Source organism: Arsenicibacter rosenii, from assembly GCF_001870735.1.
GTDB classification, from domain to species: Bacteria; Bacteroidota; Bacteroidia; order Cytophagales; family Spirosomataceae; genus Arsenicibacter; species Arsenicibacter rosenii.
This window is the reverse complement of the sequence record NZ_MORL01000008.1, coordinates 127,210-150,983: the sequence shown is the minus strand read 5'-3', so window position 1 is coordinate 150,983 and position 23,774 is coordinate 127,210. Positions and strand designations below refer to the sequence as shown.

Sequence of the window (23,774 nt, the reverse complement as noted above, 5' to 3'; positions counted from 1 at the left end):
GCCAGGTTGGCCTGGCAGCTCTTTATTTTATGAGTCAGGGTTATTTAGTAACCGGTTGCCGTACGCCCTGTTTCTGGTATTGATACCAATACTCGATGAGATCGGCAATCAGACCTGTCCAGCCGGTTTGGTGGCTGGCTCCCAGCCCGCTGCCGTTGTCGCCGTGAAAATATTCGTAGAATAGATACAGACCATCAAAATTCGGGTCAGTCTGCTGTTTTCCGACCTGCCCTAATGCCGGGATCTGCCCGGTGTTTTCATCCCGTTTAAAGATATTGATAAGCCGGCCGATGACGCGGACCGTTGCTTCCTTGATACTCATGATTTCGCCGGAGTTGGTCGGGTATTCCAGTTCGAAATCATCGCCGTAGTACTGGTAAAATTTAAGCAGCGAGTCGATCAGCAGGAAGTTTACCGGGAACCAGACCGGCCCCCGCCAGTTTGAGTTACCGCCGAACAGGCTTGTCTCTGATTCGGCCGGTACATACTTCACCCGGAACACTTCGCCGTTCAGCGCAAACTCATACGGATGCTCTTCGTGGAATTTCGACAGTGCCCGGATGCCGTAGTCTGACAGAAACTCGGTTTCGTCGAACATCCGCTTCAGCAGCATTTTCATCCGGTGACCGCGCAGGAGCGAAAGCAGGTGCGTGGCTCCTTTACCGGGCTCATGCCAGCGGGAAATTAACGAGGCCAGATCCGGGCGGTTGGTCAGTACCCACTCAATCCGGCGTTTGAAGTCAGGCAGTTTCGACAGCAGCTCCTCATCCAGGATTTCAACGGCAAACAGCGGAATCAATCCCACCATCGACCGGATTTTCAGTAGCCGAGCGTTGTTGTCCGGCGTGTGCAGCACATCGTAATAGAACTGATCTTCTTCGTCCCACAGGCTGATCTGCTGCTTACCGAGGTTGTTCATCGCCGAGGCAATGTGCAGGAAGTGCTCGAAAAACTTACTGGCCATGTCCTGATAGGCTGGCCGGGTCAGGGCGATTTCGCAGGAGATCCGGAGCATGTTCAGCGTATACATCGCCATCCAGCCGGTACCGTCGGCCTGTTCAATGCGGCCGCCCATCGGCAGGGGCTGGCTGCGGTCGAAGACCCCGATGTTATCAAGGCCAAGGAAGCCGCCGCCGAAAATATTGTTGCCCTCAACGTCCTTGCGGTTAACCCACCAGGTAAAGTTGAGCAGCAGTTTATGGAAAACGCGTTCCAGAAAGCCGATATCCCCTTTTCCGTTGAGGTCGCGGTCGATTTCATAGACCCGCCAGGTTGCCCACGCGTGCACCGGCGGGTTTACGTCGGAGAAATTCCATTCGTAGGCCGGAATCTGTCCGTTCGGGTGCATGTAGTATTCGCGCAGAATAACGGCCAGCTGCCGTTTGGCAAAGTGGGGGTCGAGCCGGGCGAGGGTCAGCGTATGGAAGGCCAGATCCCAGGCAGCAAACCACGGGTATTCCCACTTGTCGGGCATCGACAGGATGTTGGCCGTGTACATATGCCGCCAGCTTTCATTCCGGGCATAGACCCGACCCTGAAACGGTATCGGCATCTTCGGATCGCCCTTAAGCCATTCGTTGACATTATAGTAGTAGAACTGTTTGTTCCACAGCATACCGGCGTAGGCCTGCCGCTGGATAGCACGCAGCTCCGGATCGGTCACATTTTGCTGAAGCTCATCATAGAAGGCATTAGCCTCCGCCAGCCGTTTCTCAAAGATGTCATCAAATGAGGCAAACGGGTTTCCCTGGTGCGTGGTATCGCTGAACCGGAGCCGGATGGTTGTGCTTTGTTTTGGCGGTACAACGCGTTCGTAACGCGCCGAGGCCTTGGTGCCGATCTGGTTGGGGTTTACAAACTCCTTCCGGCCGGTAATGATGTAATTATTGATGCTGTCTTTCGGGTAGGCCGTGGTGTTTGCACGCCCGTAAAGCCGTTCTGTATTCGTTTCGTTTTCGCAGAACAGCAGCTCGTTGGCACCCTCGCAGTAGAGCTTGTATTTGCCCAGCTGCCGGTGATTAACCTCGATCTGACTGGTGGCAATACCGTTCAGGATCGGGCGGGCGCTAAACTGTTCGTACCCCCACGACCATACATTCCGGAACCAGATGGTGGGCAGGAGCGTAATGGGGGCCGGTTTGTCGGAGCGGTTAGTGGCCGTAACCTTCACCAGCCAGTCGTTCTGATCGGCTTTGGCATACTCGATGACAATGTCGAAATATTCGTCCTGATCGAAGATGCCGGTATCGGTAAGCTCAAATTCAGGGTCGACCCGTGACCGGCGCATGGTTTCGATCACCAGCCGGTTATACGGGAACTCCTGCTGAGGATACTTATACTGCATCTTCATGTAGGAGTGGGTAGGCGTACTGTCAAGGTAATAATAGAGTTCCTTAACGTCTTCACCATGATTCCCTTCAGGGCCTGCCAAACCGAAAAGCCGTTCTTTGATAATGCTGTCCTTATGATTCCAGAACGCGAGCGCGAAGCAGATAAACCCTTTATTATCAGAAACCCCGCCGATCCCCTCTTCGCCCCAGCGGTAAGCGCGGGAACGGGCCATATCGTGTGTCACATAGTTCCATGCATCACCATACGGACTATAATCCTCCCGAACTGTGCCCCAGGAGCGTTCTGACAGATAGGGCCCCCATTTTTTCCAGCCTTTATTGTCGGGCCGGTCATAGATGCGTAGTTTCTCAGCAGCAGCCATGAATTTGCTAGTTACGAATGTAGGTAATTAGGTACCAGCCATGAATTGCTATCAGCAGTCTGTTTGATATACCCATTAACCGCCAAATATACAACCCTTGCCTGATACTTTATTGACTATTCGCAGGGTATTTAGTTACGATGTCGTGTTAGTGTAGGCTTAGTTGGTTTTTTATGTTAGCATCTGACTCAGGGCTACGATGACTGGTACGGGCCTGGCGGAATTTTGGTAAGTCAATCAGGTTGCCAACAGTCGTTTGTTATCTGGAAAGGCGATTATGGAAAATTATATACTAATTTGTGCATAAAGGTTAATAAAAACGTGTATTTGTTTTTTTATGGGTAGGATTGATACTACTAAAGTATTTATTTTAAGCCTTTTAATGACACCATGCCATTCCATGTTTACTCTTTTATACTATTCAGGCCGGCTATTTCTAAACAGCGTTCGGCGCATCTTCATAAAAATCAATATTTTTTTTGATTTACAAATCTGTAGTTTCGGAATCACCGTATACTTGCTATCATGATTATATGAATATCTTGTGACTAAAAATTTAATTTTAGTATATAAAAGTATTCTTTTTGACGTGCCTTAAGAACACTCACCATAAATCAACTACGACCATGCTACACAATTGGGTGATTGTTTGGCGTATATACAGTAAGAGCAAAGGGAATGGCTATTCTACAGATTCATGTGCCCACAGGAGTCTGGCTGTTGTTGCATTTATGTTCTTTTTGCTCTTTTTCAGCCTCGATGCCTATCCGCAAACCTATACTAAAAACAACCTGTCGCAGTTCTCAAACCCGGCCGGGCAGTATACTATCACCGTAAACGGCTGTAGCCTGTTGTGCGGTTATAGCGTATCCAATGCGTCGGCGGTTGCTTCCACGACCTTAACTGACTTTGCCACTATCAATATTTCAGGAATCAGTCTGTTGACGGGTATCACCTCATCAGTCAGGGTAAAACTACAGTCGTCTACGGTCTCAAAAGCAGGTGATTATGCCGGTCTTGTGATCGGTACGGGCTCCACGCTGAACGTGAATCTGTTTAATGCCATGAGTATGAAAACATACAAAGGTGGTGTGAAACAGGATGACGTTTCCAGTTCGCAGTTATTAAGCCTTGATCTATTAGGTTTACTGGGCAACACCCAGCGCGAAATTGCCTTCAAAACAACCAAAGACTTTGACGAAGTTGAACTGGTTATTACCGGCAGCAGCTTGCTTGGGCTGAGCTTGTTTAACAGTGTTGAATATTACTATGCCTTTGGCGGGCAAACGCTGGGGACATTTGCCTTCAACTGTGGTTCGGCGTCGACTTCAGGGATTTTTGTGGCCGGTACGCCCTCATCCGGAACGCTGACTGTACCAGTGACAGGTTCGACGTCCGGAATTGTTTCGTTGTCAGTAACCGGTACGGGCTTTACCAGCGTGCCGCTTCCTTATACAACTACCATTACAAACGGGCAAACCAGTATTCCGGTGCCGCTTACCTTCACCGGCGCAGGTAGTGCCGGTACGCGGGTATTAACCGTCGCTTCTTCCTATACTTCGGCCTCAGGCCCCGGGAGCTGTACGGCACAGGCAACGGTTTATTTACCCGCAACGATTACCATACTGTCGCCGGCTTCGGGCTCGCAGACCTATCTGACTCCTGCCGTGAACGGAACGGCCAATGCCGGAGCGAGTGTCACGGTACTGGCACCCGGCAACCCGGCCTGTGTGGTCACGGCCAGCGGCGCCGGAAGCTGGACCTGTACATCGCTTTCCCTTTCGCCGGGGCCGGTCACGGTGACCGCCGTTGTCACAACCATCGCCGGGACGGCTTCGGCAACGGTGAGCTTCACGGCGTTGAACCCGCCCTGTAGCACACCCTCTGCCTTAACCGTCACCCCCGTATCGGCCTCACTGAACATTGGCAGCATAACAGATTTTAGCGCAACCGGCGGATCTCCGGGAACGATCAGCTGGAGTGTCAACCCGGCCACCGGATTAAGCCCGGCCACAAGCGGTACGGGAACGACCACCGGTGGGCTCATCTTTGCCGGCGCCGGCTCGTTTACCCTGACCTTTATCGCCAGCAACAGTTCCAGCCCTGCCAGTTGTACCACCGCGCAAAGTGTAACCGCTACCGCCATAATTGTGGTAACTGACCCCTACGCAATTGTCAGCGTGAAAGTATTGCTGGGGGGAGCCTATGAGGCGACAGCCGATCTCATGCGTGACGACCTGCGGAGCCGGAATTTGATCCCGATGATTGAGCCGTATTCGTCGTCGGCGCTGGTCGGTACCGGCTTTACGCATACCGGCGGAGGGGGCGGCGAAATGACGACCAGCAGTGTATTGAGCACAACCGGCAACGACGCCGTGGTCGACTGGGTATTTCTGGAGCTGAGAGCACCCGGCAGTAGTTCAACGGTGATTGCTACCCAGTCGGCGTTTGTACAGCGCGATGGCGATGTGGTGGCCCGGGACGGAGTTTCGGCGGTGCCGTTTGCGGTCGGGGCCGGTAATTACTATGTCGCAGTGAGGCACCGGAACCACCTCGGCGTAATGACGGCGACGGCATTGACGCTGAGCAGTACGGCCGTTACCGTTGATTTTACGTCACCATCGGTGAACACCTATGGCGCACAGGCGCAGCGGCTGATCGGTACGACCAACAAGCGGGTACTGTGGGCAGGAAATGCCGGGACCAACCGGTCAGTTATTTATCAGGGAGCCAATAATGATACCAGCCTGCTGCTTGCTCAGGTGCAGCTTGATGGCGGGAATGTCGACGGTGTGCTGACCTATATTGTGTCAAAGTATTTATCGGGAGATCTGAATATGGACGGGCGAATCATCAGTCAGGGCCCATCCAATGATCTTCAAACGCTGTTTCTGAATGTGTTACTACATCCGGATAACGGAAGCAGTTCGTTGTCGCATATTATTCAGGAACAACTGCCCTAGCCTGTGGCATGGCTCTGTTCGTGTGCGATTGAGTATGAGTAGATTAACTATATCGTTTATGCAGCAACTTAATTATATCGTTTATGAAACATGCACGTTTACTACACCTTCAGAAGAGCAAACGATGGTTGTGGGGCCTGGCGCTGGTACTGATTAGCATCAGTAGCAGTTATGCACAAGGCATCCGGTACTCCGTTAAACTCCTGTCCGACGGTATTACCTATCAGGTTTCCTTATCCAGTACGGTTACCCTGAATGGCACCGACCAGCAAACGAACAGCGGGCAGATTACGATTGTGGCACCCGCCGGTAGTTTAACCATTGCCAATCTGACCAATGTCGGCAGCAGTACCTGGGCAAACAACACAACGGTCCGGGCACCATCACAGAATCCGGCAAAAGACTACTTTATTTTTGGCCTGACCAGCTTCGGGGCTTCGATCCCTTATGCGGCCGGTGTGGAGATTCCGCTGTTTACATTCCGGAACACCGGTAGCTGCGCGGGAGCGATTGAGGTATGGGCCAGTAGCGACCCGTTCCAGCCTAACCCGCCGAGCCAGCCCATCAACGTCGGTAATGACCTGACGGCCCTCGGTTTTCTCCGGTCAGGCATCTCCAATGCCTGGCTCGGAAACTACGGTGTCGGTACGGCTAACTGCTCCCTGTTGCCGGTGGTTGCCTTCAGCATACCAACGCCCAATAGCTTAACCAGCCTGACCCCGACCGTGACGGGCACGGTAACCGCCGGATCGTCGGTTACCGTATTAGCGGCCGGCAGCCAATCCTGCATTGCCACCGTTACCGGAACCGGCTGGACCTGCACCGGACTAACATTACCGGCCGGCGTAAATACCCTGACCGCCCTCTCCGCCAACAGTATCGGACCGGGCAATACGGCAACGGTTAGCTTTACGGCCGTGGCCCTGCCAACCATTGCCATCACTAGTCCGGCGGCGAATGCACAAACCAGCCAGACACCGGTTGTCAGCGGCACGGCAACGCCCAATACCAGCGTGACGGTGACGGCGCCGGGCGGCAGCTCCTGCGTGGTCGTGGCCGATGGCAGCGGCAACTGGTCGTGCAGCTCCCTGTCTTTGCCCGTCGGGCTGGTAACGATTACGGCTACGGCCGGTAATATCAGCGGCCGCACATCCGCTACGGTGGCTATTACAACGATTGCTCCACCAACAATCAGCATTGTCACACCGGCGGCAAATGCAACCATTTCCAGTAGCCCGACGGTGAGCGGCCTCGCTACGGCCGGTGCCAGTGTAACATTGCTGGGGCCTAACAGTCAGTCCTGTACAACAACAGCCGATGGGGGAGGCAACTGGTCATGTAGTTCGTTCAGCCTGCCCGCCGGACCGGTTACCTTAACGGCCATTGCCGGCAATACCGGTGGTACCGCCTCAACGACCGCCAGCTACACGGTACTGACAACCGTGGCCGGTTGTGGCCAGCCGCTCAACTTCCTGAGTTCATTTACGGCAACGGCCCTGCGAACCGTCGATCCGACATCGGTACAGGTGGTGACCCAACCGGCGAGTGGCCGTGTTTATGTAAACAGCGACGGAACCGTACGGTACCAGCCCGCCAGTTCGGCGGCGGGGTCGGCTTCGTTTACCTTGCGGGCTGCCCAGCTGTCGTCGGGTGAAAAACGGACAAGCTCAGGCTTGGTCGTTTCTCAGAACGGATTGTGTTTGTTGTGTTCTGTAAGTACGCCCAATAACGTCACGACTACCTCAACAACCGATTTTGCCACCATTGATCAAACCCTGTCGGTGGGGGGAACAACCACAATCCGGGCCAAACTCAGCGGAACCGCGCCGAAGGGGGATCGGGCCGGCTTCGTGATTGCCAATCCGGCCTTGTTGAGTGCATCCGTGCTGCCGACGATCACTGTCCGGACATATCTGGCGGGTGTGCTCAAGGAAACCTACACGTTACCGGCTTTAGCCAGTATCCAGATTTTATCTGAGGCCAGGCAGGAAATAAGCTTTGTGACACAAACGTCGGATTTTGATGAGGTGGAGTTAAGCTACCGGACAACCGTGGGTGCCCTGGCTTCACTGGATGTGTATTATGGCTTCGGCCGGCCAGAGCCAATTTATCAGACCATCAGCTTCAATATTGCCTACAACGCAAACCTGTGTACAGATGTGCTGTCGCAGACAACCTGCCCGCAGGCGTTTTCGGTACTGACCAACGATATCGTGAGCGGGTCGGGCATTGTTGACCCGACATCGGTCAGTATTGTGTCGCAGCCCGCCAACGGCAGCGCTGTCGCCAATGCCGATGGCACCGTGAATTTCCGGCCAACTGATCCGGCGGCGGGTGCGGGCTCGTTTGTGTATCAGGTGTGTACCAAAGTAGATCCGGCTGCTACGGCCAACAACTCGACAAACGGCGTAACCGCCAGTGGTATCAGCAGCGCGGTGTGTGTCGGGTGTTCGGTAACGAGTGCTACGGCAGTAGGGGATGCCAGCCTGAGCAATTTTGCCACTATATCCCTACCGGTTGGGGCGGGAGGCTATGCCTTTATCCGTACTAAGCTCAGCCGGATGGCACCGGCCGGCGACATGGCGGGCTTCGTGGTCGAAAATACATCGCTGGTGTCGGCCGAATTAGTAAGTTCTGTAACCATTAATACCTACAAGGGGGGATTTCTCCAGGAAACCGCCATTTCGACCGGACTCCTGAGTCTGTCGGCGCTTGGCGGCGGCCAGTATGAGCTGAAGTTCCAGACAACAAAAGAGTTCGACGAAATCGAAATCCGGACAGCTCCGGTCGTCGGGGTTTTATCGACGACCAGAGTCTATTATGGCTTCGCCCGATTCGGCCGCACCTGTACACAATATAACGCAACGGTTAATTTTCCGGCCGGTATGGCGTATCAATGCCCGGGGGCCTTTACGTTCGGCAACTGCGCCAGCGCGGCTACCAGCGGCACCTTTGTGGTAGGATCCCCGTCTTCGGGAACGCTAACCCTGCCGCTGACGGTCAATTTATTAGGAACCGTTACGGTGAATGTATCAGGCAGCGGCGTAACCGGCAGCAGTACCCAGACAATCGTGAGCGGACAAACCTCCTACACGCTTCCGTTTGCCTATGACGGCAGTGCCCCGCGCTTTACCCGTACGCTGAGTGTTACATCGGGGCAGGCAACGGGTTCGTGCTCAACAACGATCAACGTGTATGTGATGCCGACGGTGGCCATCAACAGTCCGGCCGCTAATGCACAGACCAACCTGACACCAACGGTCAGCGGCACCGTTACAACACTCGCCAGCCTGACTGTTTACGGACCGGGAGGGCAGACCTGTACGCCAACCGTTGACGGTGCCGGTAACTGGAGTTGCAGCTCCTTTGTCTTTACACCCGGACCCGTTACGCTGACCGCCGTGACCGTTAATGAGGTGGGTAGTCAGACCGTAACGGCTACGTTTACCGCTGTTGCGCAGCCCACTATTGCCATACTGGTACCGGCACCCAACAGCCTGACCAGCCTGACGCCGGTTGTCAGCGGTACAACAACCATCGGCGCCGCAGTTACCTTGCTGGCCCCCGGCGGACAAACCTGTACGCCAACGGTTGACGGCGCCGGTAACTGGAGTTGCAACTCCCTGACCCTGACCGGTCAGGTAACGTTGACGGCCATTGCCCGGAATGTTGGCGGGCAGGCAACGACCACTACGACCTTTACGGCGATTGCCGCTCCGACGCTGGCGATCACAGCGCCCGGACCGAACAGTTTAACCAGCACAACGCCGCTGGTAAGCGGTACCGTAACGGCCGGTTCTACGGTAACGGTACTGGCAACAGGCGGACAAACCTGCGTTGCAACCGTTGTGGGTAGTTCGTGGTCGTGCAATTCCCTGACGATCCCTGCGGGAGCCAATACGCTTACTGTGGTGGCGGCCAATGCCGGTGGCAGTACAACGGCCACGACAAGCTTTACCGCCGTGGCGGTACCGGCGATTACGATCAGTGAGCCGGTAGCCAATACCACGACCTATCTGACGCCGGCTGTCAGCGGTACTGCTACCCCCAACACCAGTGTAACGGTACTGGCTGCGGGTAATGCCGCCTGTGTCGTAACGGTTAGCGGGGCCGGTAACTGGACCTGCACCTCCCTGACGCTGACGCCGGGCCCGCAAACGGTTACGGCCATTGTGACCAACGTAGGCGGAACGGCTTCGGCAACGGTCAGCTTTACGGCGCTGAATCCGCCTTGTACTACGCCGGCGGCGCTGTCATTAACGCCATCGTCTGTTACGCTCAATATCGGGGATGCGACCGTGATTTCGGCCCTGGGCGGCTCGCCGGGTGTGCTGAGCTGGACTATTAATCCGGCAACGGGCATTACACCGGCAACAAGCGGTACCGGTACCTCAACCGGATCGCTGACTTTTGCTGTTGCCGGTGTCTATACCCTGACGTATACGGCAACCAACAGTACCTTGCCGCCAAGCTGCACAACCGCCCAGAGTGTGTCGGCAACCGTAAATATTGTGGTAACCGATCCGCAGGCTGTTATCAGCCCGAAAGTGATTTTGGGCGGGGCCTATAGTACGGCTACGTCGCTGATGCGGGATAACCTGCGTAGTGCCAGTTTGTTACCGCTGGTTGAGCCGTATTCATCGTCGGCTCTGGCAGGTACCGGCTTTACGCATGTAGGCGGCGGGGGCGAAACAACAACGGGGAGCGTGCTGAGCGTAACCGGTAATGATGCCATTGTCGACTGGGTATTTGTTGAACTGCGCTCGCCGTCGAGCAATACAACGGTAATCGCTACCAAATCGGCCTTGTTGCAGCGCGATGGCGATGTGGTGGATGTCGACGGGGTGTCGCCGCTACGGTTCAGTGTCGGGGCGGGGGACTATTACGTTGTTGTCCGGCACCGGAACCACCTGGGGGTGATGACTGCTGCTACCGTACCGCTAACCAGTACGGCTACTACGGTTGACTTTACCAGTCCGGCTACAACGGTATATGGGACAAATGCACAGCAGACCATCAATAGCATCAGGGCCTTGTGGCCGGGTAATACCAACGGGGCTGATAATGTGTCGGGTTCGCTGAAGCGGCAGATTATCTACCAGGGTAGCAACAATGACCTCAGTGTCGTGTTTAGCCAGGTTTTCCTGGACTCCGGTAATCAGAGTTTTGTGCCGACTTACATCGTGCAGAAATACCTGACCAGTGACGTTAACCTCGACGGGTTGCTGAAATACCAGGGAGCTGACAATGACTTACAGGTCATTTTCGCGACGGTCCTGCTGTATCCGGCAAACCTAAGTTTCCTGGCAACGTACATTGTGGAGGAGCAGATTCCTTAATATTCACTGCCGGACCGGCCTGCGGGCTGGTCCGGCAATTATTCTCAGCGAAGACACGATATGAGTGGCATAGATAACAGAACGATAAGAAGAGGAATGGGCAGGCTAATGGTATGCCTGCTTTTTCTGCTGGCAGGCCATGTGCCGGCTTTAGCACAACAGGGCATCCGTTATGCGGTCCGACTGCTGGCAGATAAGGTTACGTATCAGGTTTCGCTGTCCAGCACAGTGACACTGACCGGGGCCGAACAGATTACCAACAGCGGGCAGGTAACAATTGTCGGGCTGGCGGGCCGGCTCAACATCACCAATGTGCAGAGTGTAAACGGGCAGTGGTCCAATAATACCACGGTCCGGGCTCCGTCGCAGAGTCCGGGGTATGATTACTTTATTTTTGGATTAACCCCGAATACGCCTCAGATACCGTATAGCAGCACCCAGGAGACGGTCTTGTTTACTTTCCAGAGTTCAGGGGCCTGCCCGGGAGCCGTCGAAATCTGGACAAGTACGGACCCCTTCCGGCCCAATCCGCCGGTACAGACCATTAACGTCGGGAATGACCTGACCGCCCTGGGGTTCCGTAACGGATCGACTTTATACAATGCCTGGCTGGGCAACTACAATGCCGGACAGGCAAACTGCGAAACACCATCAACCGTGACGCTGCGGGTAAAAGCGTTGTTACAGGGAGCACTCGCCGGTACGTCGGACGGGCTGATGCGCGACGACCTGCGAACAAACGGGGTATTGCCGCTGACGACGCCTTATTCATCGACCGTTAGTACGCGTTTTAACCAGACCGGCGGAGGGGGCAATGAAACGGCACCGGCAACCGTAACGACAGTAACGGGAGCCGACGCGGTTGTTGACTGGGTTCTGGTTGAACTACGGAATCCGGCCAATACGTCTGCGGTAGTGGCAACCCGGTCAGCACTTGTGCAACGGGATGGTGATGTGGTATCGCCGGCCGACGGCACATCGCCGCTGAGTTTTACCGGCCTGTCAGGAAGCAGTTTTTACGTCAGTATTAAACACCGGAATCACCTCGGTGTAATGACCGCTAGCCCGCAAACGCTGTCGGCCACCATCAGTTCCGTTGATTTTACCACACTGGCAGCGGCGAATGTCTGGAGCACAACCGCTAACGGTTACGACTACAACGGCTATGAAATGGTATCGGTCGGCGGTAAAAATGCCCTTTGGGCGGGTGATGCCAACCACGACGGCAAGGTGGTCTATACCGGTCTTACGACCGACCTGAACACCATTTTTACCGAAGTACTGACCGCGCCCGGCAATACGGTTAATCAGCTGTACAATTACAACAGTGCGGTCGGCTACTATTACGGGGATGTCAATATGAATGGTAAGGTAAGTTATCAGGCAGTCGGCAACGATAGCCAGACAATCTTTACAAACTTATTGACTAATTACCTGTTAAACAGTGCTAAGCTGTACAATTTTACCTTTTTTGTTGAGCAGATTCCAAATTAGTGCGGGCGTACCTTCCGTATAAACAATACATTATGGCTATTATCCGACTGCTGATTGTTTGTTGTTTGATCATGAGCGGCTTAGGTGTACGGGCGCAGAATCAGATCGATTTAACACTGAAATATAATACCTCGTTATCCCGCTATGAAGTGTATGCCCGGCCAACAACCGGGTTTTCGCGGGCGGGCTTTCCGTGGGGCAGCTCACAGATTACCATCGTGGCACCGGCCGCGCTGAGTAATGCGGCGCTTACTGTCACGGCAGTCGCGGCCGGCAACTGGTCTGACAATTCACGGTTATATGCGCCGGCAGCCGCCCCCGCCCTGGATTTTCACGGAATCGGGTCGACCGGCGCGGCTATTGACCTCACGGCGGGAACCGAGGTGTTGCTGTTTACTTTTACCGTCCCTGGTGGCGGGTGTCTGGCCGGTATCCGGCTGTTTATCAACGGTGTCGACCCGGATCCCTCGGCCCAGACCTCGGGCGGCGATTTCCGGAACTATACCTACGACGGTAACGATCTGTTGGGACAGAACAACTACTACGGCACCAACTACGGTCCGGCGTCGCCCTCCTGTTCAAATGCCTGTAATCTGGAAGCGCCTGCCTTACAGTGGATTCGCTGAGACAGACGTTGCCGCGATGGTGAGGCCATCGCTTTTGTGAATAAAAGATTGATTCGTTTATGTTTCGTATGATACTGGAAAAACATCGTGAAAGCGAGCTTATATTTTTTATCACTGGCTGTGCCCGGGGCATACGCCGCCACAGCAGTACAGCCTTTCAGCCCGTCCATGGCTATTATCAGTAAACAGATGCAGCCCGTCCGGCAACAGAGGGTAGCTGTTCTCCCGGGATATGTACAGATTGGCCAGCCGATTGCCTTTCAGGCCGTGGGTGGCAGCGGAGGAACAGGGGTGCAGACCCGATACGCCCTGACCGACCTGGCCGGAAAAATTGTACAGGTTGCTTCGGAACCCGTATTTACATCGACGGCGCTAAGTGTGGGCGAATACCGCATTTATGCCGTTACCTACTCCGATGATCAGACCATTCAGCACCTGACAGCCGATCAAACCAGCCTGATTACGGATGTGACGGCCAGTTGTCTGGCTATTTCTACGCCGCTGGCGGTGCATGTGATCGATTGTGCGCCCGTTTGTGTGCCGGTCGTGGCGCATAAGATTCGATAAGATAAAACCGGTTAGACCATGAAAAAAAATCTTATTGGCTTAGTAGTAGTCGCCTGGTTGTGTAGCCTGTATGCGGTTGCCCAGCCTAAAATTGTGTTGCGGATGGCTTTTAACGCAGAGCAAAACCGGTATGCAGTATTTGCCCGCCCCAATTTTTCGGCAAACCAGTTTGCCTGGGGGCCTTCGCAGGTCTCGGTTGTGTTGCCGGCAGAAGTAGCAGACCAGTCGGTGTCGGCGCGGAGTACCAACATCGGCGTCTGGTCGGATAACTCCCGTGTTTTCGCTCCCGAAGCGGTTCCGGGTGTTGATTTTCACGGGTTTACAACCCAGGGCGGAAAGGTCGATCTGGTCGCCGGGGATGAATTCCTGCTGTTTGACTTTACGCTTCCACAAGGGTATATCGAAGGGGTACGGCTGTTTGATACGCAGAAAGACCCGTCAGCCGCTAAACCGGGCATGAAAGGCGGCGATTTTTCAAGCTATATGGCCGATGACAAGGGAAAGAATTTACTCAATATGGATTTGAGTCCGCCCAAACTTGACGTTAAGGACGAAGGAAAACTGGTGTCGGCCATTCTGGGTACGGCGCTGGAACCGTCTGTACGGGTAGTGGCCTATCCTAATCCGAGCCCGTCCGGTGTCTTCCGGCTGTTTCTGCAGGGATTCGACCGCTCTGAGCGGCTGACAGTCCAGATTACTACACTGACTGGTAAGGTAATGCAGTCTTTTTCGGAGCGGGCGGATGTGCTGGCCGGTAAGGCTCTCTCACTGACAAACGCCGCTGATTCGTTTCTGATTCTGTCAGTTAGCCGGCCTGATAAGCAACAGACATTCGCGCAGAAGCTCTGGTTGCGGGATTGATGTAACGGCTAACCCTTCAGTAGTAGCTTTACATTGAATGATAAAGTGTTTGTTTGTTAAAACTGGAAGATGAAAAAGTAAGGAATGTTTTTATGTACAAAAAATAGGGTTTTGCTAACAAAAACAAGGGTTTCGTGGACTTTGTATGTAAGTTGTAGCTTATGGTATTAGGTTGATTTATTTTTATGCCAATATAGAACCTGAAAGTGCATTATTTAATCTACAAAAAAGGTTCTTGGGGTATTCTTCTGTCAACCTTTCACTATACCTATGTTTAAAAATTGTACTATTATCAGAGCTACAATGGTAGCTTCTGTTATTTTCCTGTGTCTGATGACACACACGCTGGTTGCGCAGCAGACGACGAGCGGAACGAACCGGCAAAATCTGCTTGAGAGAATGAAAAAGAAAGGGCTCTCGTCGAAATTTAGCCGACAGCAAGCCAACAGTAATCTGTCGACAAGAAATAAGGTGGCATTCACCAAAAAATGCTATGATGTAAAAGTGCCTTGCGGTGATATTGATGGTATATACACACTAGGATTTGTCGATGATGACGGCACTCAGCTTTATTTTGGCAATACCGAAGGTGGGGCCATTATCGAGTATCAACCTAATGCAACCGAACCGGGGTGGTATATTTTCGGGGATGATGATGAAAAATGGTATTTTAACCCTTCAAGTTCAGACGTAATGCCTACGGAGGGGTGGGTTAATATAACCAATGGTTGTGGAGAGGCAGATGCACCTGCAAGCCTGACATTTGCGGAAACAACGTGTGCTCCTATACCCGCTCCCATATGCCGGCAAGTGGTTTCAGAATGTAGCTCGATTAGTGGTAAATATAATGAGATTGGTTCATTTCTTGGCAGACCATTACTCTTAAAAGAAGATAACAGCAAAATAATCGTCTACCTGGGTATTTGGATGATATTTGAAGGATATGATGCGCCTCCTTCTGCTATAGCCGAATCGGATGATAATTTACCTCCTGTTTCAGATTGGTTTGTAATCGCTGAAGGCTGTGAGGAAAATGCGCCAATGTCTGTGAAAGACTGTAGCTGTACGCCGGAGCCGGTAAATGCGTTAAGTACGCTGGTAGTCAATACATTGAGCGCAACAAACTGCCCGATCAATCTCCGGCTGCCGGCTTACGGTAGCATGGCGGTCATTACCGGACCGGATAACTATGTCTTTTCCAGCGTTTACCGTAAACCCGGGCCTTATTTGATGAACATCAATGGCATTAAAAAGCCAGGTACTTATACTGTTACTGTTAGTGCGGCAAACGAGTGCGGAGAAGTTACATCGAAAGTCGTTACGTTTGTGGTAAACGGCCAGGGATGTAAATAATATATCAGGCTATAAACACCTTTCCGGAGCGCCCGCTGTGTCAGACGACACAGCGGGCGTTTCTTTTTACTAAATTTGGTGATTGCTTAGACTAAATACCTTCATGCAACACAACACCCGATTGATATGGATCGCTTTACTGCTGCTGATCCCTGTCGCCTCCTTTGCCCAGACAAAACAACGGTATACCTCCCTTCAACAGGCCCTGACGTCGGGCGGTCAGTTGTCCGGTGCCAGCGGCCCGCGCAGTGTAAACTGGATCGACGGCGGTAACCGCTTTTCCTACATCGAAGGACAAAATGTGATCAAATCGTTTTCGCCGAAAGACCAGCAGGAGAGTGTCGTGTTCGATGGCAGTCAACTGACGTTTCCCGGCACCACCGAGCGCTTCCGGTACGTGTCATTTGAGTGGTCGAAAGACTCAAAAAATCTGGTATTCCAAAGCAACTTCCGGCCGGTTTGGCGGCGGTCAGGCATTTCTGACTACTATGTGTATTCGGTTGCCGGGAAGAGCCTGAAGCTGGTCGCCAAAGATGCTCAAACGGCCGAATTATCGCCGGATGGCACGAAGGTCGGCTATGAGCGGGGCGGTGATCTGTTCGTATTTGATTTTGCGACGCAGACAGAAACGCGCCTGACCACCGATGCCAAACCTGCGTTTTATAACGGCCGGTTTGGCTGGGCCTACGAAGAAGAATTCGGCCTGGCACAAGCGTGGGAATGGTCGCCCGACAGCAAGTTCATTGCTTTCTGGCAGTCGGATGAGCGGCAGGTTCCGATGTATCGCATGACCGACTACAAAGGCTTCGACGAAAAATATGACTCGCTGCCTTATCCGCGCGTGGGCGATGCCAATCCGCTGGTACGCATCGGCGTCATTGAGGTTGCCAACGGCACGAAGCAATGGATGAAGGTTGATTTAGGAGACGGCTACATTCCCCGGATTTACTGGACCTCGCAGGAAGGTCAGCTGGCGCTTGTTCACCTGAACCGGAAGCAGAATCACCTGAAACTCTTCATGGCGAACGGCCGCACCGGCGAAGCTCGGCAGATTATGGAAGAAACCTCGAAAGCGTGGGTGGATGTGTTTGATTTCTTCGCCGGTATCATGCATTATTTCTACTTCCCGGCGGGCGTGCAGGAGTTTTACCGGGTATCGGAGCAGGATGGCTATGCCCACCTGTACCGTTACGACTACACCGGTAAGCTGCTGAATCAGGTGACAAAGGGTAATTGGGAGGTGACGTATGTACACCACATCGACGCAAAAGCTAAGAAGGTGTACTATACCTCAACGGAGGTTTCACCGCTGGAACGCCAGTTGTATGTCGTTGATGCCGACGGCAAAAACCGCCGCCGGCTGACCAATACGGCCGGTAAACATGCGGTCAACTTCTCGCCGAACGGGCAATATTACATCGATCGCTACTCCAACGTCTCGACGCCGACGCAGGTAGAACTATGGGATACCAAAGGGACAAAAATCAAGTCGCTGGAAACCAACAGCCGCGTAACGGAGTATCTGGGCACGCATACCTATGCGCCGAAGGAACTAGCAAGCTTTACCACGTCGGATGGTCAGAAAATTGACATTTCGATTGTCAAGCCGATCGACTTCGACGCCTCGAAGAAATATCCGGTGCTGGTAGATATTTACGGTGGCCCCGGCGCGCAATCGGTCTACAATGAGTTTAATACCGGTGGCTGGCACCAGTGGCTGGCTCAGCAGGGTTATGTGATTGTGAGCGTCAACAACCGGGGGAGCGGGGGCTACGGCCGCGATTTTGAGAAAATCGTGTACGAACAACTCGGTAAATATGAAAGCCTTGATTTTGCCGAAACCGCAAAATACCTGGCAACGTTGCCGTGGATCGACGGCACCCGCATCGGTATCCGCGGACACAGCTATGGCGGCTACATGAGCAGCTACACTATGCTGACGCATCCGGGCGTCTTTAAGGTATCGCTGGTCGGTGCACCGGTGACCGACTGGCGGCTCTACGACAGCATTTATACCGAGCGCTACATGGGTCTGATGCCTGAAAATGAGGAGAAGTATAAAGCGAGTGCCTCAACTACCTACGCTAAAAATCTGGCCGGTAAAATGTTTATTGCCCACTCGACAATGGACGAAAACGTGCATGTGCGCAATACATTCCAGCTGATGAATGCGCTCGAAGATGCCGGTAAGGACGCCGATCTGCGGATTTATCCGCCGGGTGCTCACGGCGTGGCCTATAGCGGCACCACGTCGCTGCTGCTCTACACACAATACACGGATTATCTGTCGCGGAATTTATAAGCGGCTTCCGGCCCCCGTAGGGGCGACCCCACGTGGTCGCCCTGTTGAAAGCCCCACATGCGGCAAATAAAAAGGGCGACCACGTGGGGTCGCCCCTACGGACATCAATAAAATAGACGGGACACCAATAAAATACATCCGATATGCATTTAACTGCCGGCCCGATTACCTTGCTGTATGACAATGGGTTCCCCCGTTATTTCCAGCTGGGCGACGATGAAGTCTTACGCCGCATCTATTTTGCCCTGCGTAATCAGGACTGGGATACCGCCAGCCTGACGTTCAGTAAGGAGACCATTACCAAAAATCCCGAATCGTTCCGCGTCGATTATGACTGGGCCGCCAATGATCTGGGGATGCAGATGACAGGCCACGTCACCATCGAAGGTGCCATTGACGGAACGATTACCATGAGCTGGTATGGCAAAGCGCTGAACACATTCTGGCGGAACCGTGTGGGTTTCTGCATATTGCACCCGATTGACGGTGTGGCCGGCCAGCCCTGCCACATTCAGCATGCCGGAGGCGATGAGTCTGTGGGGGAGTTTCCGAGACTGATTAAACCCGATCAGCCGTTTCTGAACGTACAGGGTATGCGCTGGCAAACCACCGCCGGTCATGAACTCCAGCTGACGTTTACCGGCGATGTCTTTGAGACCGAAGACCAGCGGAACTGGTCAGATACATCCTATAAAACGTACTGCACCCCGCAGGAACGCCCTAAACCGGCGCAGGTTGAGGCAGGTACAGAACTGTTTCAGCAAGTTGTTTTCCGGCCGTTGACTATCGGGGAAGGCACTACGGCTATCACTTCCGGAACATCCGTTGAAACGCCTGCAAAACCACTGCGCATCGGATTAGGGCATAACCCGTACGATGGCCCGCTGACCGCTAAACAGATTGACCGGCTGCGTTCCGTAGGTTTTTCGCACCTGCGTACCGACGTTTTTCTGACCAACCCGGCCTGGCGACCAGCGTTTGAGCGGGCTGTTGCCGATGCCGTGGCGCTTGCCTTACCGCTGGAAGTGGTGCTGTTTTTCGGGGATGCACCGGCAACCGAACTCGCGGCGTGGCTGGCTGATGTAGACGCGCAACAGGTTGTGTTATACAGTGTGGCGGTGCTTTGGGAGAAAAACCGCCTGACCGACGATACGCTGCTGGCTGAGGTAGTGCCCGCCTTGCGCGAGGCCTTGCCCGGCATCTGGATTGGTGGCGGGACAGATGCTAACTTCGTGGATGTCAACCGTAACCCGTTCGATTATGCCTGGGTAGATTTTGTGACCTACTCAATTAACCCGCAATCACACGCGACGGATGATCTGACCGTACTGGAAAACATCGGTGCTCAGGCCGATACCGTCCGCTCGGCGCGGGTGTTGTCGGGCGGCAAGCCGGTCCATGTATCAGCCGTGACATTGAAAGGTCGTTTTAATCCGGATGCGGCTTTGTCGTCAGCGCCGGTTGCGCCCCCCGCCGACCACCGGCAGTCGACGGATTTTGCGGCCGGATGGCTGGCCCAAAGCCTGCAAACCCTGGAAGGGGCCGGTACCGATTCGGTGACGTATTTCGAGACACACGGCCCGCGTGGCCTGATGGACGCCGACGGGGCATTTCCGGTTTATGACGTACTGGCCGCTTATCATGGCGTGGAGTAGGATGTAAAAAAGACGTTCCTGGAGCAGAGACAGACGGACAGAAAAATACCGGGGACGGTCATATTCCGGTATGATTGTTCCGGTAAATTCCCTGCGTTTACGGGCCGTATTTCGCGTTTTTAAACCACAGAGTTGCACAAAGTATGGCACGGAGTTTCACCGAAAACTGTTTTCACTTTGTGTAACTCTGTGCTGAAACTTCGTGTTCTCTGTGGTTAATCGCATTATCCACTCAAAAATCAACACCCCATATGCCAGTTCATTTGCCGATTGTAAGCCCCGAAGAGGCGGTTGCCTGTATCCAGTCCGGAAACCGCGTGTTTATTCATAGTGTTGCCCAGACCCCGCACCGGCTCATTGCCGCCATGGTTGCGCAGTCGGGGCGGTTGCGCGATGTAGAGGTTTGTCACATTCATACCGAAGGACCTTTGCCGTATCTGGAACCCCAATACGAAGGTATATTTTACCCCAATTCATTTTTTATCGGGGCCAACATGCGGAAACAGCTTAATCAAGGCCATGGCGATTATGTGCCGGTTTTTCTGAGTGAAATCCCGCTGCTGTTTACCCGTAAAATCCTGCCGGTAGATGTCGCCCTGATTCAGGTGTCGCCGCCGGATGCACATGGTTACTGCTCACTCGGGCCATCGGTCGATGTATCGCTGTCGGCCATTGTGTCGGCGAAATATGTGATTGCACAGATCAACCCGAATGTGCCCCGTACGCACGGCGATGGCATGATTCCGGTGTCGACCATTCACGCGGCCATCGAGGTAGATGACCCGATTTACGAAGTACCGGTGGGCACTATTTCGCCCATTGAGCAGCAGATCGGAAAAAACGTAGCCAGTCTGGTAGAAGACGGTGCAACCCTGCAAATGGGAATTGGCGGGATTCCGAACGCTACTCTGGCCGAACTGGTGCATCACCGGAAGCTGGGCGTCCATACGGAAATGTTCTCCGATGGCGTGATTGACCTGATTGAACGCGGTGTGATTACGAACGAATGTAAAAAAGTAATTCCGTACAAAACCGTAACGGGGTTTGTGATGGGCAGCCGCCGGGTCTATGACTTTATCGACGACAACCCGGGCGTTGCCATGAAGTCGACAGCCTACACCAATGACACGGCTATTATCCGCCGGAATCCGAAAGTGACGGCCATCAACAGCGCCATTGAAGTAGACCTGACAGGGCAGGTGTGTGCTGATACGATCGGAACGTACCAATACTCTGGTGTGGGCGGGCAAATGGACTTTGTACGGGGAGCGTCGCTGTCGGAAGGCGGTAAGCCGATTATTGCTCTGCCGTCGGCAACGAAATACGGGGAGTCTAAAATTGTACCGTTTCTGAAAGAAGGAGCGGGGGTAACCACGACCCGGGCCCACGTGCATTACATTGTGACCGAATATGGCATTGCGAACCTGTACGGAAAAAACCTGCGGCAACGTGCCCGTCTGCTAATCGACATTGCGCATCCCGATCACCGCGAAGAACTCGAACGCCAGGCTTTCGCCCGCTTCGGCCGCGTGTAAAGGGATTTACGAATTACGAATTACGATGTACGATTGACGGACAGATAGGGATAAAGGGATGTACGAATTACGAATTACGATTTGCAGGGTGAGAGACATGTGTGCTATATACGGGCGACGGTTATGAAACGTCTACTGGCTTCGCTCTTTCACTCTTTGTCCGCGTAGCGGCCACTCTTTCACTCTTTAAAAAGAAATGTCCGACATCAAAACACGCGCCGACCTTGAGCAACTGGTCAGGCGTTTTTACGAAAAAGCCATGCAGGATGCGGTCATCGGGTTTCTGTTTACCGATGTGGCAAACCTTGACCTGGCGAGCCATGCACCCGTTATCGCCGACTTCTGGGAGATGGTATTATTAGGAGGAACCGCCTACCGGCAGAACCCGATTCCGGTCCACCTGGCCTTAAACCGGCAATCGCCGCTGACGGCAGATCATTTTGACCGCTGGCTGACGCTCTGGAAAGAAACTGTCGATGAGCTGTTTACCGGCAACACGGCCGAACAAGCCAAAATCCGTGCCTTGTCTATCGCAACGGTGATGCAGACGAAGATATATAATGACCGATAAATCACAGAACGTAGCGACAAGGTACGCCTTGTCGCTACGTTTTATCCTACAACGTTTTCTCGACAACACCACCTTTGCGGCTGTCGACTTCGACGGTATATTTACCGGCGTTGCCTTTCACAATCCAGCGCACTTTGACGAAGCCCATGCCCGGAATGGTTGGTACTTCGATGGTGCCCGGCGTGTGGCGCTGCTCACGGGTAATTCCCATATCTTCGTTATCGACAATCATACCAGCCAGTACATTGGCCCCTTTGAGGGTGATGTAGTCAGGCCGCTCGATTTTAAACTTCACGTCGTGGGTCGAGTGGGTCGGGATAACCCGCTGGTTTACAACGGTAGCGGTGACTTCCGTTAACCCGTTGCCCAGTGATTTCGACGTAATGCTCTGAACATCCAGTTTCGGGGTCTGAAACGCATGAAACAGCGTAAAGGCCATGTTCCGGTGTGCATCCTCTTCGAGCATAAAACCAGGGTGGTTCCGGATGTAGTTTTTCTTAGGTCCGCCGATTTCGATGTCTCCGTACTGCGGGTGCTTAAACGGTTTCCACGGCACATACGCATCGTCCATCAGCAGGTACTTGCTGAACTGGTTAAATTCGTCGTTCTGGAAACGGTCGTCATCAGACTTGCGGTTAAAGAGTTTGTACGACGTCATCAACTCGTTTGAGAACGTGAAGATGCCTCGTCCCAGCGCAAACCAGTCGATTTCACCACCATAAACGGTATACAAATCCTTGTAGATGACGAAATAGCGGTACCCCGGCAGCATTTTTTCACCGGCTTTGCCCATCACATCATACACGGCAATGTCGGCCGGTGAGTAGTAAGGCACGTCCTCTTCCGAGCCCGGACCACGCAGCATCATCCCGCCATAGTTGTGGTAGCTTTGGGCACCGGCAATGTTCGGGTGGGCAAAGAAAAACTTCTTCACCGCCTGTGTCTCTGGCAGTGTGCCCGGGTAAAAGAGTGCCCCCCGCTGGATATAGTCCGGTTGCCAGCCCCAGCCCCAGTCGCGGTTCGGGTCGTAAGAGCCTACCAGATCTTCGTTGACCAGCCCGTCGCCGTCATTGTCGAGGCCTTCGTAGCCCAGCATTTCATACTCGCCCGGCTCGTCGGGTTTGGCAGGAACCATGCGGGTCGGGTCGGCAGGGTCTTGCTTCATGCGGCCCAGCGGCGATTTCCGGCGCATCATCACAATGTTGCCGTCGCCGTCGAGATCGTCGTATTTGTCTTCGTCAATCTGCCCGTCGCCGTCGTCGTCCATCGGCATCATACCCGACCGCGGCGAGTTCGGGTTGTTCGGGTTGCGGATAAAGTCCTCGCGGGCATCGGGGTTGATGGTCGGTGCGATGTAAAATACCTTGTCCTGCAACAACTCCTTAATGTGTGGCTGATCGGCAGCGGTTTCGACCAGATACCAGGCCGTATACATTGCAATTTCGGAACCCTGTAACTCGTTGGAGTGAATGTTGCCGTCGATGTAGAAGCCCGGCTTACGGTCGGCTTTGCCGGTCTTTGAATCTGTGATCACGAGCACCCACATGTCGCGTCCCTGAAACGATTTGCCCATCGATTCGAGCCTGACGTATTCGGGATAAGCTTTGGCCAGATCCTGACAAAACTTCGTGATCATGCCGTAATCATTGTAATGATTCCAGCGCATGGGTACTTTCGGGTTGGCGGGGGAGCCAACGGCACGGGTGCCGTCAGGCAGCACAGCGGGTTTATTCTGCTGCGCAAAGGCGGGTATTGATAAGAGGCTGACAGCCAGTAAAAATATCTTTTTCACAGC

13 protein-coding genes are annotated in these 23,774 nt (G+C 53.6%); 11 read left to right on the top strand and 2 right to left on the bottom strand.

The genetic code is table 11. The annotated features are described in order from the left end of the window. Positions 1 to 40 precede the first annotated feature (40 nt). Positions 41 to 2,713, bottom strand: coding sequence for an MGH1-like glycoside hydrolase domain-containing protein (locus BLX24_RS16410; RefSeq protein WP_071504253.1), 2,673 nt, complete (start codon positions 2,711 to 2,713; stop codon positions 41 to 43). A gap of 731 nt (positions 2,714 to 3,444) precedes the next feature. On the opposite strand from BLX24_RS16410, the gene BLX24_RS16405 reads away from it, so the two are divergent. From BLX24_RS16405 to BLX24_RS16355, 11 genes are all read left to right on the top strand, one after another. Continuing rightward, positions 3,445 to 5,676: a hypothetical protein gene (locus BLX24_RS16405; RefSeq protein WP_071504252.1), complete on the top strand. Its 2,232-nt coding sequence runs from the start codon at positions 3,445 to 3,447 to the stop codon at positions 5,674 to 5,676. An 83-nt stretch (positions 5,677 to 5,759) separates the two neighbouring features. Then, entirely contained in the window at positions 5,760 to 11,015 is a 5,256-nt protein-coding gene (locus tag BLX24_RS16400) for a beta strand repeat-containing protein (protein ID WP_143092699.1), read from the top strand. 96 nt (positions 11,016 to 11,111) lie between these two features. Further along, positions 11,112 to 12,509, top strand: coding sequence for a hypothetical protein (locus tag BLX24_RS16395; RefSeq protein WP_143092698.1), 1,398 nt, complete (start codon positions 11,112 to 11,114; stop codon positions 12,507 to 12,509). 32 nt (positions 12,510 to 12,541) lie between these two features. Further along, complete coding sequence (locus tag BLX24_RS16390; RefSeq protein ID WP_229201828.1) at positions 12,542 to 13,135, top strand: hypothetical protein; 594 nt, start codon at positions 12,542 to 12,544, stop codon at positions 13,133 to 13,135. A 168-nt stretch (positions 13,136 to 13,303) separates the two neighbouring features. After that, entirely contained in the window at positions 13,304 to 13,702 is a 399-nt protein-coding gene (locus BLX24_RS16385) for a hypothetical protein (protein ID WP_143092697.1), read from the top strand. Positions 13,703 to 13,720: 18 nt separating this feature from the next. Beyond that, the gene (locus tag BLX24_RS16380) at positions 13,721 to 14,563 is read left to right on the top strand and encodes a hypothetical protein (protein WP_071504248.1); all 843 of its coding nucleotides are present in this window, start codon (positions 13,721 to 13,723) and stop codon (positions 14,561 to 14,563) included. 303 nt (positions 14,564 to 14,866) lie between these two features. Beyond that, positions 14,867 to 15,916: a hypothetical protein gene (locus tag BLX24_RS16375; protein WP_071504247.1), complete on the top strand. Its 1,050-nt coding sequence runs from the start codon at positions 14,867 to 14,869 to the stop codon at positions 15,914 to 15,916. A 103-nt stretch (positions 15,917 to 16,019) separates the two neighbouring features. Beyond that, positions 16,020 to 18,218, top strand: coding sequence for a S9 family peptidase (locus tag BLX24_RS16370; RefSeq protein WP_071504246.1), 2,199 nt, complete (start codon positions 16,020 to 16,022; stop codon positions 18,216 to 18,218). 143 nt (positions 18,219 to 18,361) lie between these two features. Beyond that, positions 18,362 to 19,873 carry a D-apionate lactonase family protein gene (locus tag BLX24_RS16365; protein ID WP_071504245.1) on the top strand — a complete coding sequence of 504 codons (1,512 nt, stop codon included), beginning with the start codon at positions 18,362 to 18,364 and terminating at the stop codon, positions 19,871 to 19,873. A 251-nt stretch (positions 19,874 to 20,124) separates the two neighbouring features. Beyond that, on the top strand, positions 20,125 to 21,408 hold the full coding sequence (locus BLX24_RS16360) for an acetyl-CoA hydrolase/transferase family protein (protein WP_071504244.1): 1,284 nt from the start codon (positions 20,125 to 20,127) through the stop codon (positions 21,406 to 21,408). A gap of 196 nt (positions 21,409 to 21,604) precedes the next feature. Continuing rightward, entirely contained in the window at positions 21,605 to 21,979 is a 375-nt protein-coding gene (locus BLX24_RS16355) for a group III truncated hemoglobin (protein ID WP_071504243.1), read from the top strand. A 46-nt stretch (positions 21,980 to 22,025) separates the two neighbouring features. On the opposite strand, the gene BLX24_RS16350 is transcribed toward BLX24_RS16355, so the two are convergent. Beyond that, positions 22,026 to 23,771 (bottom strand): M14 family metallopeptidase, encoded by a 1,746-nt coding sequence (locus BLX24_RS16350; protein WP_071504242.1) that lies wholly within the window; start codon positions 23,769 to 23,771, stop codon positions 22,026 to 22,028. Positions 23,772 to 23,774 lie beyond the last annotated feature (3 nt).